Origin of the sequence: Cesiribacter sp. SM1, from assembly GCF_020178975.1 — a bacterium.
Lineage (GTDB): Bacteria > Bacteroidota > Bacteroidia > Cytophagales > Cyclobacteriaceae > Cesiribacter.
This window is the reverse complement of record NZ_JAHXBU010000092.1, coordinates 264,251-277,490: the sequence shown is the minus strand read 5'-3', so window position 1 is coordinate 277,490 and position 13,240 is coordinate 264,251. Positions and strand designations below refer to the sequence as shown.

General features: G+C 44.1%; 10 protein-coding genes. 8 read left to right on the top strand and 2 right to left on the bottom strand.

The window, feature by feature from the left end:
- The first annotated feature begins 7 nt into the window (after window positions 1-7).
- Both KWJ01_RS20890 and KWJ01_RS20885 read left to right on the top strand, forming a co-directional pair.
- On the top strand, window positions 8-655 hold the full coding sequence (locus KWJ01_RS20890; RefSeq protein WP_224999057.1) for a metallophosphoesterase: 648 nt from the start codon (window positions 8-10) through the stop codon (window positions 653-655).
- The gene (locus tag KWJ01_RS20885) at window positions 652-1,791 is read left to right on the top strand and encodes a DegT/DnrJ/EryC1/StrS aminotransferase family protein (protein ID WP_224999056.1); all 1,140 of its coding nucleotides are present in this window, start codon (window positions 652-654) and stop codon (window positions 1,789-1,791) included. Before KWJ01_RS20890 ends, KWJ01_RS20885 begins: the two co-directional genes overlap by 4 nt.
- 93 nt (window positions 1,792-1,884) lie before the next feature.
- On the opposite strand, the gene KWJ01_RS20880 is transcribed toward KWJ01_RS20885, so the two are convergent.
- Together KWJ01_RS20880 and KWJ01_RS20875 are read right to left on the bottom strand one after the other, a co-directional pair.
- Window positions 1,885-2,802, bottom strand: a complete 918-nt coding sequence (locus KWJ01_RS20880) for a hypothetical protein (RefSeq protein ID WP_224999055.1) — start codon at window positions 2,800-2,802, stop codon at window positions 1,885-1,887.
- Window positions 2,802-3,752, bottom strand: coding sequence for a DUF2334 domain-containing protein (locus KWJ01_RS20875; protein WP_224999054.1), 951 nt, complete (start codon window positions 3,750-3,752; stop codon window positions 2,802-2,804). The genes KWJ01_RS20880 and KWJ01_RS20875 overlap by 1 nt, the downstream gene beginning before the upstream one ends.
- Before the next feature lie 1,042 nt (window positions 3,753-4,794).
- Between KWJ01_RS20875 and KWJ01_RS20870 the strand changes: the two genes are divergently transcribed.
- The 6 genes from KWJ01_RS20870 to KWJ01_RS20845 all read left to right on the top strand — a co-directional run bounded on the left by KWJ01_RS20870 (window position 4,795) and on the right by KWJ01_RS20845 (window position 13,103).
- The gene (locus KWJ01_RS20870) at window positions 4,795-6,762 is read left to right on the top strand and encodes a nucleoside-diphosphate sugar epimerase/dehydratase (RefSeq protein WP_224999053.1); all 1,968 of its coding nucleotides are present in this window, start codon (window positions 4,795-4,797) and stop codon (window positions 6,760-6,762) included.
- Between the two features lie 134 nt (window positions 6,763-6,896).
- Window positions 6,897-7,757 (top strand): DUF6089 family protein, encoded by an 861-nt coding sequence (locus KWJ01_RS20865; RefSeq protein WP_224999052.1) that lies wholly within the window; start codon window positions 6,897-6,899, stop codon window positions 7,755-7,757.
- A gap of 221 nt (window positions 7,758-7,978) precedes the next feature.
- Window positions 7,979-8,836 carry a DUF6089 family protein gene (locus KWJ01_RS20860; RefSeq protein WP_224999051.1) on the top strand — a complete coding sequence of 286 codons (858 nt, stop codon included), beginning with the start codon at window positions 7,979-7,981 and terminating at the stop codon, window positions 8,834-8,836.
- Between the two features lie 670 nt (window positions 8,837-9,506).
- A complete protein-coding gene (nrfH, locus tag KWJ01_RS20855) occupies window positions 9,507-10,160 on the top strand; it encodes a cytochrome c nitrite reductase small subunit (protein ID WP_224999050.1) in 654 nt (217 codons plus the stop codon).
- Window positions 10,161-10,234: 74 nt separating this feature from the next.
- Complete coding sequence (gene nrfA / locus KWJ01_RS20850) at window positions 10,235-11,728, top strand: ammonia-forming cytochrome c nitrite reductase (protein ID WP_224999049.1); 1,494 nt, start codon at window positions 10,235-10,237, stop codon at window positions 11,726-11,728.
- 58 nt (window positions 11,729-11,786) lie between these two features.
- Window positions 11,787-13,103 carry an alginate export family protein gene (locus KWJ01_RS20845; protein ID WP_224999048.1) on the top strand — a complete coding sequence of 439 codons (1,317 nt, stop codon included), beginning with the start codon at window positions 11,787-11,789 and terminating at the stop codon, window positions 13,101-13,103.
- Window positions 13,104-13,240 lie beyond the last annotated feature (137 nt).

Sequence of the window (13,240 nt, the reverse complement as noted above, 5' to 3'; positions counted from 1 at the left end):
CAAAGGCATGCGGGTATTAATTTTTGGCGATGTACATGGCAACCTGATAGCACTCGAGAAAATGCTGCAAGTAGCAGGCCCTGAAGCTGATATGGTAATAAGCCATGGGGATGTGGTAAACTATGGCCCCTGGAGCAACGAATGTGTGCAGTTGCTGGAAAGCGTAGAGTGCACCTGCCTGATGGGTAATCATGAAACCTATTACATAGAGGGCAGCTATCCTGGAGAAAACAAAGTAGCGAAGGCTTTTTTTAGCCATTGTTATCCACGCTTCAGCCAAAAGGAATTGATAACTGCCTGGGGAAATGCAGTGGAGGTAGGCGACTTTCAGGTACAACATACCGTAAATAACCAGTATGTATTTCCTGATACTGATATCGATGAGCTGCAACTTGAGAGAAATTATATAATTGGACACTCCCACCATCAGTTTGCAGCAACATCGGCAGAGGGTAAAAAGCTTATCAACACAGGCAGTGTTGGCCAGAACAGAAAATGGATCAATGTAATCAACTATGTTCTGTATGATACCATCAGTACCGAAGTTAGCCTGGAGTCTGTCGTATATAATGTGGATTTGGTTTTAGATAAGATGAGGCAGGAGGGATATCCTTCCATTTGCCTGGAATATTATCAGCAAAAGAAAAGATTATGAATGAGAAAATATGGCTTTCGTCTCCTCACATGGGGGAGAATGAGCTCAAAAATATACAGGATGCCTTTGCTACCAACTGGATAGCCCCCCTGGGGCCGCATGTGAATGGCTTTGAGCAGGATCTTGCAGCCTACCTGGGGCAGGGAGTGCATGTGGCAGCCCTAAGTGCGGGAACAGCTGCGCTGCACCTGGCCCTGGTTATTCTGGGTGTAGAAGCAGGAGATGAAGTAATATGCCAGTCAATGACTTTTTCTGCATCTGCAAATCCAATAGCCTACCAGGGGGCCACCCCAGTGTTTGTAGACAGTGAGGAAAAAACCTGGAACATGTCGCCAGATCACCTGGAGCTGGCCATCAAAGACAGGATGGATAAAGGTAAAAAGCCAAAAGCAATTATTGTGGTGCACCTGTATGGTATGCCAGCCCAGATGGACCGCATTATGGACGTGGCAAAGCGCTATGAAATACCTGTGGTTGAAGATGCTGCAGAGGCACTGGGCTCTTCGTACAAAGGCCAGAAGCTGGGTTCTTTTGGCGATATCAGCATTCTGTCGTTCAACGGAAATAAAATCATCACCACCTCTGGCGGAGGTGCACTGGTTTCCAGAAATGAGGGCTGGGTGAAAAAAGCACGCTTTCTGGCTACACAGGCACGTGATCCTGCACCCCATTATCAGCACACACAGATTGGGTATAACTACAGAATGAGCAACATATGTGCAGGCATTGGCCGTGGACAAATGGACGTACTGGAGGAGCGTGTTGCTAAAAGGCGAAGCAATTATGCCTTCTACAATATTTCGCTGGCAAACCATGATGCCATTCGTTTTATGGAAGAACCCGGTGAAGAATATTTTTCTAACAGGTGGTTAACCACTGTGCTGGTTGATGAGACCAGCGGTTTTAGCAGGGAAGACATCAGGCTTGGATTAGAGCAGGATAACATAGAATCGAGGCCCCTGTGGAAGCCCATGCACCTGCAGCCTGTATTTGCAGGGGCACCCTTTTATGGCGGCGGCACCAGTGAAAGACTTTTTGAGAAAGGCCTTTGCCTGCCTTCTGGCTCAAACCTAAGTGATGATGACCTCAAGCGGGTAGTTAAGCAAATCCGCAGGGTAACGGAAGCCGCTTCCTGATTTTTTCAGAACAGGCTGTACTCTAAATATCAAAGCGCTGTATAGGATATATACACAGCGCTTTGATATTTTACAGCAGGGCAGATTTATTGTCTACATCTTATCGCCCATATTGATGCTTAGCTGCATAAGCTCTTCCATTTGCTCCTTAGCTCCTTCCGAAGTGCTTAAAATGGTAAAATACCCTTGCATAGCTTCAAAGCCAATATTTTTACTTCTTTCAATAAGGCCCTGCTGGGTAGAGAACAGGAGCAGTTTCTTTGATCTGTTTTTGAGCGCCCAGTTTGTAAGCAGTTTAACTGTTTTTTCAAACTGATTCAGGTCCTTATAGGTGATAAGCAGAACCCTTACCACATTGTATGTTTCTTCCACAATTGCATAATCATCTCCCAGCCTGATGATCTCTGAGCCATTAGGGCGATCGATATACTGTTGCCGGAACTCCTCCGGAGTATAAGTATAGCGGACAGACTCCTTTTGCAACTGGCTGAACTTTTCAAAAATATCTTTGATAACACCTTCTGTTTTGTCTGTAACAGAGATCTCCGCTATATCTACATCTGCAAAGGGTTCTTCCGGAGAAAACAAAAAGCTGGTGGGAAGCAGCATGGAGCCTGCATCTCTTAACCGCCTGAAACTCGCATTGCTTTCTGTTACAAAGGCGGTGAGGTAGGGTACGTCTCTCTTGCCGGCCAGCTCTTTTGATAACTGGATGATTTTACTGAAACAGCCTCTGCCGCGAGCCTTTGGTAAGGTCCAGGAGCCAGTCATGATACCAATAGCAATATTACTGCCATCGGGCTTCTCTAATTTTCTGTATGTAACTGCCGAGCCTGCAATCACCTCATCTTCCTCATTCCTGATAATCATGATATCAGAAGCATGATTTCCTACCTTACGGTTAAAGGCCCAGTCGTACTCCTTATCCTGTCCCCAGTGGTTAAAACATTCGTTGATGTACCTGATGTACTCTGACTGGAAGTTTGGCGGATTGATTTCGATGTTTTCCATTAAGCAGCTACTTCTTTTACTTTGGATTTTTGCGCAAATGTATAATCGGTGATTTCGCCCATAGAGGTCCACCATAAGGAGTCGCCATATTCGTTTTCAAGAGAGCCAAGCAGCACATCCAGGTAGTTCATGTACAGCTGGTCAACACCATCCAGGATGGTGAAACCCATGGCAGTTTTTACAATGTGGGCTTTGATAGATAGTAAACCACCGTTCTCCAGGATCTGTTTTGCTCTTTCAGGTGTAGAGGTTGCCTGAAAGTTTGCCGGTATATGCAATAGCTGATCATTCTTCAGAAACTTAGGATAGATCAGGGGCACCCCTTTTATCCCGCTCATATTGGTGATTGCATCAGAAGATATTTCAGTGAAAATATCCCGTGCAGAATTAACGTACCTGATACCGTGTGCCACCAGCTGGTTCAAAAGACTGTCAGGAGCATTCCAGCCCGGAGGGCAAATGCCCTTTACATGTTGCAGTTTTGCCTGCTCAAAGATCCTGATCATTTCATCGAGCATCCAGCTAAATTTCTTTTCCGACTGGTTCTGAAATTCTACAGGAATTTTAAGTCCCTTGTGGGTATGGTATAATCCATGGAATGCAATTTCTGCCCTGTCCCAGGCATTCAGGAACTCAACAAAGCGGGGGTGCCGGTCCAGCTGCATGCTACCCTTTTTCCAGCGCCCGGCCAGGTAAAACTTATCCCTTAGGCCGGGTATTGCGGCCAGCGCTTTTCTGGTTGGTACCGGTGAGATCTGCCGCCAGTCTGCAGTTGTAAAAAGTGTTACCTTAAGCTTGGGATGCCGGTCAAGCAGCCACTTTACAAGGCCCAGGCTTCCTTGATCAAGGTCACCACCAGCTTCATAATAATCAGTACTTTTTGCAGGATGAATATCGTCGATACTAAAACATATCGCAGCCTTCTTTCCTGCAGGCAACCAGTCAGTCATGATATTAATTCTTTGTTAGCTCTGCCGGCTGTTAACTATAGAGTATAGGTAAAAATTAAGCAGGGCAGATATTATATAAATTCCGGGTAACACCGGAGTGATTACAAAACTTTCCATTCATCAAAAGTTAAAGCAATGATAAATACAAGGCTTTTGTCTAATGAGAGTTTTTACTATATACCACAATCTTAAGCATCTTGTTTATAAAAAGAGGCACTTGCTCCTGTATACTGCAGGCAAATAGTATACAACAGAATTTTGTGATAAATGTTATCAATAAACATAGACTAAAATAGCTTAATACCTGAATCAGAAGGTTTGAAGCACAAGCCTAAAGTGTACAATTTCTTACTTAAGAACCAGCTTATCTGTAGCTGTAAAATTCATTTTTATGTTAGGCTATCTTTGTTTTATTATATTTGCTAAAAAGCAAAGAATAATTAAACACCTTTGGATTTCTTTACCAAACTGCAGATTGCCGGCTATAATAACAAACCTTGAGACCAGGCCAAAATTGTAATTTTACTAATTGCTGGCCTGGTAGACATCGCCGTCTTCAATACTTCAGTTATACGCTCCAGCCTGTCTTTTATACCATATATAGGGTGTGTAACTGTACTGATGTTTTGTAACGCCCTGATAGTAAGACAGGTAAGGGTTGTTTATCAACAGAAGAGTGTACAGTGTTTACCAGAATGCCATTTCCCCCAAACTTTAGAAATACGCGCATGGTCAGTATGCTTCAGGGCTGCCTGTATACCTTCTGCACTTGTTTTATTACAAAAGGAGGTGCAAAGAGTAACCCTTGATGTTCGCTCACGTAACCTTATATGAATGTTTAGATAATATATGATGGAGAAGGTGATATTAATAATCAGTTAAACTTTTTCCTTTTGGTCTAGATTGGGAAACATAATGTACCGATACTGATTTATGAAATTTGACTAACATAAATTGGTTTTCATTTTGTCAGAAATGACAAGGTATTTTTTAGCAAAACATTTAAGCGCTTACCCGGCGTTTTTTTTCAACATCAAAATCAATGAACAACCCGGTAAAATCATTTTTACTAAATAAGGCCCTGCCCAGGTGGATAATACTGTCAATTGATCAGCTGATTAATTGCACGGCCTTTGCATTTGCTTTTTTCCTCTTATTTCGATTTGAATTCTCACTGATCTTAAGAGGTTACTTTTTTATCTATGTAGGGGTATACATGCTGCTATCCCTTAGCGTATTTTACCTGATGCGCGTTCATACAGGGCTTATCCGTTATTCGAGTCTCTACGATGCGTACAGGATCTTTACAGCAGTGCTGACAACCAATGTGGTGTACGCTGTTGTGGCTTATTTCTGGTTAACACCGGAATACCCGCTGGTAAATGTAAATATCCTGTCAGTGTTGCTGGTAAGCTTCTTTATCTCTTCCTCGCTGCTCATCAAGCTTAGGATCGGGATCAAGTCATTGTTTCATTACATGAAATCCCAGTCATCGGATGCAGTGCAGGAAAGGGTGCTGATATATGGTTCTGACAACCTCTCTGTACTGGCCAAGCAGGCCCTGGAAACCAGCGGCATGGGGCGTTTAACTATCATTGGCTTTATAGACGATAACTCAAACAAGATCCATAAGGAGATTCAGCAAAAGCGTGTTTACCATGTGAGCGAGCTGGAAAAGCTGAAGTACAAATGTCATATCGATAAGCTGGTGGCGTATGATGAGGACCTGAAATCAAATGCCAAAAAAGAGATATTTGAAAAGTGCCTTGAATTGGGAATTAAGGTAATTACTATTCCACTTCCGGAACAGTGGATGTCTGGGCAGCTAAGCATGAACCAGATGAAGAACCTTAAGATCGAAGACCTGCTTCAGCGTTCTCCAATTGTGATCGAGAATGAAAAGATATCGGGCGATCTGGCTGGCAAGCGCATTCTTATTACGGGGGCTGCAGGTTCTATAGGATCTGAAATTGTACGCCAGGTGCTGAATTACAATCCGGCAATGGTGGTTGTATGCGATCAGGCAGAAACACCTCTGCACGAGCTACAGCTGGAAATGGAAGAGGCTTTTCCCGATGCCAACCTGTATGTGTTCATTGGAGACATCCAGAACTTTAACCGGATGTACACCATGTTTGATCAGTTTTCGCCGCAGATCGTGTACCATGCTGCAGCCTATAAGCATGTGCCGATGATGGAGGGGAACCCTACTGAAGCAATCCTTACTAATGTACAGGGTACTAAGAACCTGGCAGACCTGTCCATGACTTTTGATGTGGAGAAGTTTGTTATGATCTCTACTGATAAAGCGGTGAACCCAACTAATGTGATGGGTACATCCAAGCGCATTGCGGAAATATATGTGCAGTCACTTCAGCGCATGAATGCCGGTAATGTAAATGGCAGGAGCAATGGAAAAGCCAATCATTCTGCTCCACAAACCAAATTTATTACTACCCGTTTTGGCAATGTACTTGGCTCAAATGGCTCTGTTATTCCAAGGTTCAGGGCACAGATTGAAAAAGGCGGACCGGTTACGGTTACCCACCCTGATATTACCCGTTACTTTATGACCATACCAGAGGCTGTACAGCTGGTGCTGGAAGCAGGTACAATGGGCAAAGGTGGCGAGATCTTCTGCTTTGATATGGGTGAACCTGTAAAAATTGTAGACCTGGCCCGTAAAATGATCAAGCTTTCAGGTTTCAGGCCAGATGTTGATATCAAAATTATATTTACAGGCCTGCGCCCAGGCGAAAAGCTCTACGAGGAGCTACTGAATAAAGAAGAAAGTACCATACCAACTTATCATAAAAAAATACAGGTCTCTAAAGTAAGAGAATACAGCTATCACCAGGTATCCAAAGATATCAATGAACTTCTTTCTTTGAACAGTGATGGCGATGACCTGAAGGTTGTTGCTAAGATGAAGCAGATCGTACCTGAATTTATCAGTAAAAATTCGAGGTTCCAGCGTCTGGATGTGTATTCAAAATCAAAATCACAATAATCCAAACAAAATTGTAACTCAAAAGTTGCTGAAGGAAAGGGCTTATCCTTTTAGGGAGAGTCTTAAAGAGGGAAATTCAAGAAGGTGGTGAATAAGTAGGTTTTTAATTTGATTTTCACTCTAGCCCAATTATTATGAAATATAGAATATTTACTTTTTTAACTTGTTTACTCGTTTCAGTAGGAACCATAGCCGAAGCTCAGATAGAAGGAGGTGATCTGTTAACAGATGCACTTAGCCAGTATAAACTAAGGAATCGTCACGGTGTTTTCTCTTACAACCTGGGTGTTGGGGTAAGTTCATATTTTGGCGATCTGAAAGACAGCAGAACAGATTTGTGGGTAAAGCCCAGCATTCAGCTGGGAGTTCAGTATCGTGCCGGCGACCACCTGCACTTCAGATCAGAGGTTACCTGGTACCGGATATCAGGAGCAGATTCGCTCAATGATGTTGAAACCGGTATTTATGCACGTAATCTTTCGTTCAGGGCCGATAACTTCGAATGGAATGTGGTGGCTCTCTACCAGTTCTTTAATAAGTTCTCCAGAACCAATTCCGTTACCCTTAATCCATATGTATTTGCTGGTATTGGCTTAACAAGCAATAATCCTAATGCCTATTATAATGGACAGTGGCATAACCTGCGCAGGCTGGAAACCGAAGGTGTTTCCTATAGTCCTGTAGCGCTGGTAGTACCATTTGGTGTTGGCCTGGCCTATCATGTAAACAGAAACTGGGATATCTCTGTAGAGTGGGGCTACCGGGTTTCTTTTACAGATTACCTGGACGATGTAAGTACAACCTTCAGGGGCGTGGAAAATTTTGATGACCCTCTTGCCAGGGCACTTTCCGACCGTAGGCCGGAAATGGGGCTTCCGCCTAAAGAGGCCGGTAGTAAAAGGGGAAATACCGGAGTAAATGACTGGTATCTGATTACGGGTCTTAAGGTGACTTATATGCCATTCTTAAGAATCAAAAACCCTAAACACAGATAATATAATACTACTTAATTACCACAAGATCAGGCAGCAACGAATGGCTGCCTGATCTTGTGGTAATACATTTTTTCTGCTACATCTAAGCCTGTTGTTTCACTATAATGGGAATATTTTGAGAATCTGGTCTAGGGCGGAAGTATACTTTTTTGCACGGGGAGGATTTGTGAAACCAGATTAGTAGGCAGCAGATTTTCTCTGATTTTTATGCTTATTCTTATATGAAATTTTCTGTAATTCCTGTTTTAATCGGCATTCTTGTGTCTGTCAGCACAATTGCTGAAGCACAGTTCCGTAAAGGTATAGACGAACCGGTAAGTGTTTATCAAAGAAAAAACCGGCATGGCACCTTTTTTTATTCTGCCGGCTTTGGTATCAGTTCTTATTTTGGAGACCTGAAAGACGACAGAAAGCAACTGTGGGCAAAGCCAAGTACCCAGCTGGGGCTACAATACCGGGTAAATGACCGACTGCACTTTCGTACGGAAATCAGCTGGTATCGCATTTCCGGTGCAGACTCTCTGAATGATCCCAACACTGGTATCTATGACCGCAACCTGTCGTTCCGTGCAGATAATTTTGAACTGAACCTGGTAGGGCTCCTGCACCTGTTTAACAAGTATTCAATTGCTAAACCACCTGTTAATCCATACCTTATTGCCGGTGTGGGACTCACAACCAATACCCCCAAAGCCAATTATAATGGAGAATGGCATAAACTTCGTCCGCTGAAAACCGAAGGCACCTCTTACAGTGCAGTTATGCCGGTATTTCCTGTAGGAGCAGGTATTGCTGTACATCTCAACACCAACTGGGACATTTCGCTTGAGCTTGGCTACAGGTTTACTTTTACAGATTATCTTGATGATGTAAGTACTACCTACAGAGGCGTAGAAAATTTTGAAGACCCACTTGCCAGGGCACTCTCTGACCGCAGGCCTGAAATGGGGTTAAACCCTTTGCCAAACGGTAACAGAAGAGGAAACAGTACAGACTTTGATGGCTACCTGATCACAGGTATCAAGGTGGTATATACACCTACCCGGATTCCTGAAGAAGTTTTGAGAATACAGAAATAGACCTAATCACAGAATCCATTATCCCTTCGGGCAGGTATTGTAATATCTGCCCGATTCTTTTTTAGGCCTGTCATTGGTAATAAAACTTGTATGAACTTTGGAGTTAGATAGCGCTGGAGCATAATGCCAAACAGCGCATGCCTTCACCCATTCTTGCTATTTCTCAACCCAAACATTATGAGAATAGTTTATCAAAATGAAAAGGTGTTGTTCAGGGTCTACTTATACTTTTATTTTTAAAATACCCATTCATCTTCCTGTAAATGGGGCGTTTAACATGTTTTTCAAATCGAATCTATTCCTGGCATAGTGTCTGTACAAAGGCTAACAGATCCTGATTATTTTTTAAACTGATGTATTGGCTGATTTTTTAATCTAAATCCTGAAAATCCCAGGCTGTTCAACCCATTACAGACCTGGGATTTTTCTTTGTGCAGCACTAAGCTGCACTTGTGCTGGCTTCTGCCGATTGCCCACGCCTTTTCCAGCTATGATGTTATATTGATGGTTACCAAGAACCATTGGATCAATGTTTCCTAATCCCGCAGAATTTAACCAGCATGTCGGCTAATGCTGCTCTAAACCCATATTTCTATCATAACATAAGCTGATTTATATCATAAGATAAGAGATTTTGTAGGGCTAGTTTTGAATAGTAAAATCAGATCTTATGGTCAACTACAGATCAAGACGGTTTCTGTTCAAATACAGCCTGATACCGCAAAAAAAATGGAGGCTGGCCGCCATTATCCTGGTGGCTTCTTTCCTGGGCCTGGGATTTTATGTGCTGAAGCTAAGCAACGCAGTTTCGTATCTATCGGATGATCCCAAGGCCTGCATCAACTGCCACTTAATGACGCCCCAGTATATTACCTGGAATCACAGCTCGCACCGCGAGGTGGCGCATTGCAACGATTGCCACGTGCCCCAGGATAACCTGTTCAGCAAGTTCTATTTCAAAGCAAAAGATGGGCTCTACCATTCCTCCATCTTTACATTAAGAGCCGAGCCACAGGTTATCAAGGCCCTGCAACCTTCTGTAGAGGTGATTCAAAGCAACTGTATCCGCTGCCATGAAGATAGGGTAGTAGACACCAAACTTACAGCCTCAGTTGCCGATCACGCTGTGCACAGAACCGACCGCACCTGCTGGGAATGTCACAGAGAAGTGCCTCATGGCCGGGTAAAGAGCCTCTCATCTGTTGGTCTTCAAATCGAAAACATAGAAGTACATACCAAAGAAAAAGCTGCCGTAATCCCTAAATGGCTTAAAGAAACCATAGAAGCAAACAAAAAATCAACAAACAACCCTACTGCTAAATAAGCCTGCTGAATAGCAGATATTCAGGGCTTTATACGCAAAACATTTCTCCTGATCAAAAAAACAATCATACTCAAATGAAAAACTGGATATTATTCCTGGGGACTTTAGTGGCAGTGTTTCTGTTGGCGATGCTGGCCACAACAATTATGGACCGTAAGGCAGAAGCCCGTTTTGCTTATAAGTCGCAGGTGCAGATAGAGGGTATAGAGCCCAGGGACTCTGTTTGGGGCCTTAACTATCCACGGCAGCACCAGTCTTATATGCAAACCAGGGATACCACTTTTAAAAGCCTGTATAACACCAGCGGCCATAAAGATGTACTGGAGGAGCAGGCAGAGCTGGTTGTGCTTTGGGCCGGTTATGCTTTCAGCAAAGACTATAACCAGCCAAGAGGTCACGCTTATGCGGTAGAAGATATACATAAGACCCTGCGTACCGGGGCGCCTATGGAAAAAGGGGAGGGTGCAATGCCCAGCACCTGCTGGACCTGTAAAAGCACAGACGTACCCAGGCTGATGGATGAGATGGGCGTAACAGAGTACTACAGCAAAAAATTCTCTGACCTTGGTAGTGAAGTAATTAACCCTATTGGTTGCGCCGACTGCCACGATCCTAAAACCATGAACCTGACCATCACCAGGCCTGCGCTGGTAGAAGCTTATGAAGCAATGGGTAAGGACATTAAACAGGCATCGCACCAGGAGATGCGCTCCCTGGTATGTGCACAGTGCCACGTAGAATACTACTTCGATAAAAAAGTACCGGGCAAAGAGGGCGCCGCTTACCTGACCTTCCCCTGGAAAGATGGCATGGAAGTAGAAGCCATGGAGGCTTATTACGACCAGATTGATTTCAGTGACTGGGTGCACCCTATCAGCAAAGCGAAAATGATCAAGGCACAGCACCCCGACTTTGAGCTGTTCAAATCAAGCGTACATGCTAAAAGAGGTGTTTCCTGTGCCGACTGCCATATGCCATACAAGACTGAAGGTGGCCAGAAATTTACAGACCACCACATTGGTTCTCCGCTTGCTAACGTGGAAAACTCCTGCTTTGTGTGCCACCGTGAGAAAAAGGAAGACCTGATGACAGATGTTTATGATCGTCAGAAGAAAATTAAAGAAGGTACCAGCTACCTGCAAAAACAAATAGCCAAAGCGCACATAGAAGCTAAAAAGGCATGGGATCTGGGTGCTACAGAAGCACAAATGGCAGATATCTTGAAAGGCATCCGTCATGCTCAGTGGCGCTGGGACTTTGCAGTGGCCTCACACGGTGCGGCCTTCCACGCACCGCTTGAAACCAGCAGAATAGTTTCTTCAGCTACCGGTAAAATACAGGAGGCCAGAATAGAACTATCACGCCTGCTGGCAGAGCTGGGCTACAATAAGCCTGTGGAAATGCCTGATTTCAATAACAAGGTTGCCATGCAGCAGTACATAGGTCTTGACATTCCTGCAGAAAAAGCAAACAAAACCAAATACCTGGAGCAGGTAGTGCCGCAATGGCTCAAAGAAGGCAAAACACGCGAGGCAAGTACTAAAACAGTAAAGGCAACAGCCAATTAGGTGCCTGTCTTCAGTAAACCTCAGGAATACTACTAAAGATTTTTGATCAATACCCCCGATGAAAACATATATAGTATCAGGCATGCTGGGCCTTGCATGTTTATTCGCAAACACAGCCCAGGCACAGTTCAGTGTAGACGGACAGCTGGTACAAAGAGCTGAGTACCGCCATGGTTACGGTAAACTGATCAGTGAAAATGATGAGGCTGCTGCCTTCATTGGTCAGCGGGCACGGCTCAATGCGCAATATAAAATGGATAAGTTCAGCTTTTATGTGAGTGTACAGGATGTGCGTACATGGGGTAGTGCCCCACAAATAAAAGCTACAGACCCTTATTTATCTGTTCATGAAGCCTGGGCAGAAACCAGGCTTGGTGATCATTTTAGCCTTAAGCTTGGTCGGCAGGAGCTGAACTATGACAATGCCCGTTTCCTGGGTAACCTCGACTGGGCGCTGCAGGGAAGAGCACATGATTTTGCTCTTGCAAAGTGGGAAAAGGATAACATGAAGCTTCACTTTGGTGCAGGTTATAACCAGGATGCAGAGAAGTTAAGCGGAAGGCTGTTTACAACACCCAACCAGTATAAGACTGCACAGTTTGTGCGCTTTGAGAATGGCCGTGGTAATTTCAGTTACTCTGCATTATTCTGGAATAATGGCAGGCAGTATGTAGTAACAGACGATCTGAACCAGGTAGTGGATGAAGGCATCAGATACATGCAAACACTGGGGCTGCCAACCCTAAAGTACCAGCTCAAAAACACAATAATTTCCGGCTTCTATTACCAGCAGTTAGGTAAAGATGTGGCTGGCAGAAAGGTACGTGCTTTTGATGCAAGTGCTCAGGTATCTCATGCATTGGATCTTAACCCCGACAAGGGGAGAAAATTAAGGTTAACGGCAGGTGTGGAATTCCTGAGCGGAACAGACAACAACAGCAGCGATAACATCAACCGCTCTTTTGCCCCCCTGTATGGCACCAACCATGCCCACAACGGCTATATGGACCAGTTCTTTGTAGGCGGACGCCACGATAACACTGTAGGTCTGCAGGATCTGTTTCTGCGGGTTCGTTACGATGTAAACAACAAGCTGTTCACTTCATTGAACGGCCACTCCTTCAGTGCCTTTGCCGATGTATACAACGAACAGGTAAAATCAGACAGCGGCCTGGGCTATGAACTTGACTTCAGCCTTGGCTACCTGATTAACGATGCTGTATCGCTGCAAAGTGGCTATAGCCAGTTGTTTGCATCAGATACTTTTAAAATGCTTCAGGGTGTACAAAATCCGGACAGAAACCAGAATTGGGCATACCTGATGATGATCTACCGTCCAACCATGAAAAATAAATTTATCGGGTTGCTCTTCTGATAAAGGAGATAAAAGAACACAGACAATCAACCAACAACTTAGCTTAAAGCAGTTCCGGGTTACGCTTAATGGGAATTAAACATTAAGCGTGCCCTGGAACATAAGAGAAGCCTTACCTGAAGTTTAGCTGGGAAATA

Coding starts and splice junctions, on each gene's coding strand:
- KWJ01_RS20885 (WP_224999056.1), top strand. CDS start 652: ATGAATGAGAAAATATGGCTTTCGTCTCCTCACATGGGGGAGAATGAG.
- nrfA (WP_224999049.1), top strand. CDS start 10,235: ATGAAAAACTGGATATTATTCCTGGGGACTTTAGTGGCAGTGTTTCTG.
- KWJ01_RS20890 (WP_224999057.1), top strand. CDS start 8: ATGCGGGTATTAATTTTTGGCGATGTACATGGCAACCTGATAGCACTC.
- KWJ01_RS20845 (WP_224999048.1), top strand. CDS start 11,787: ATGAAAACATATATAGTATCAGGCATGCTGGGCCTTGCATGTTTATTC.
- KWJ01_RS20875 (WP_224999054.1), bottom strand. CDS start 3,752: ATGACTGACTGGTTGCCTGCAGGAAAGAAGGCTGCGATATGTTTTAGT.
- KWJ01_RS20865 (WP_224999052.1), top strand. CDS start 6,897: ATGAAATATAGAATATTTACTTTTTTAACTTGTTTACTCGTTTCAGTA.
- KWJ01_RS20860 (WP_224999051.1), top strand. CDS start 7,979: ATGAAATTTTCTGTAATTCCTGTTTTAATCGGCATTCTTGTGTCTGTC.
- KWJ01_RS20870 (WP_224999053.1), top strand. CDS start 4,795: ATGAACAACCCGGTAAAATCATTTTTACTAAATAAGGCCCTGCCCAGG.
- nrfH (WP_224999050.1), top strand. CDS start 9,507: ATGGTCAACTACAGATCAAGACGGTTTCTGTTCAAATACAGCCTGATA.
- KWJ01_RS20880 (WP_224999055.1), bottom strand. CDS start 2,802: ATGGAAAACATCGAAATCAATCCGCCAAACTTCCAGTCAGAGTACATC.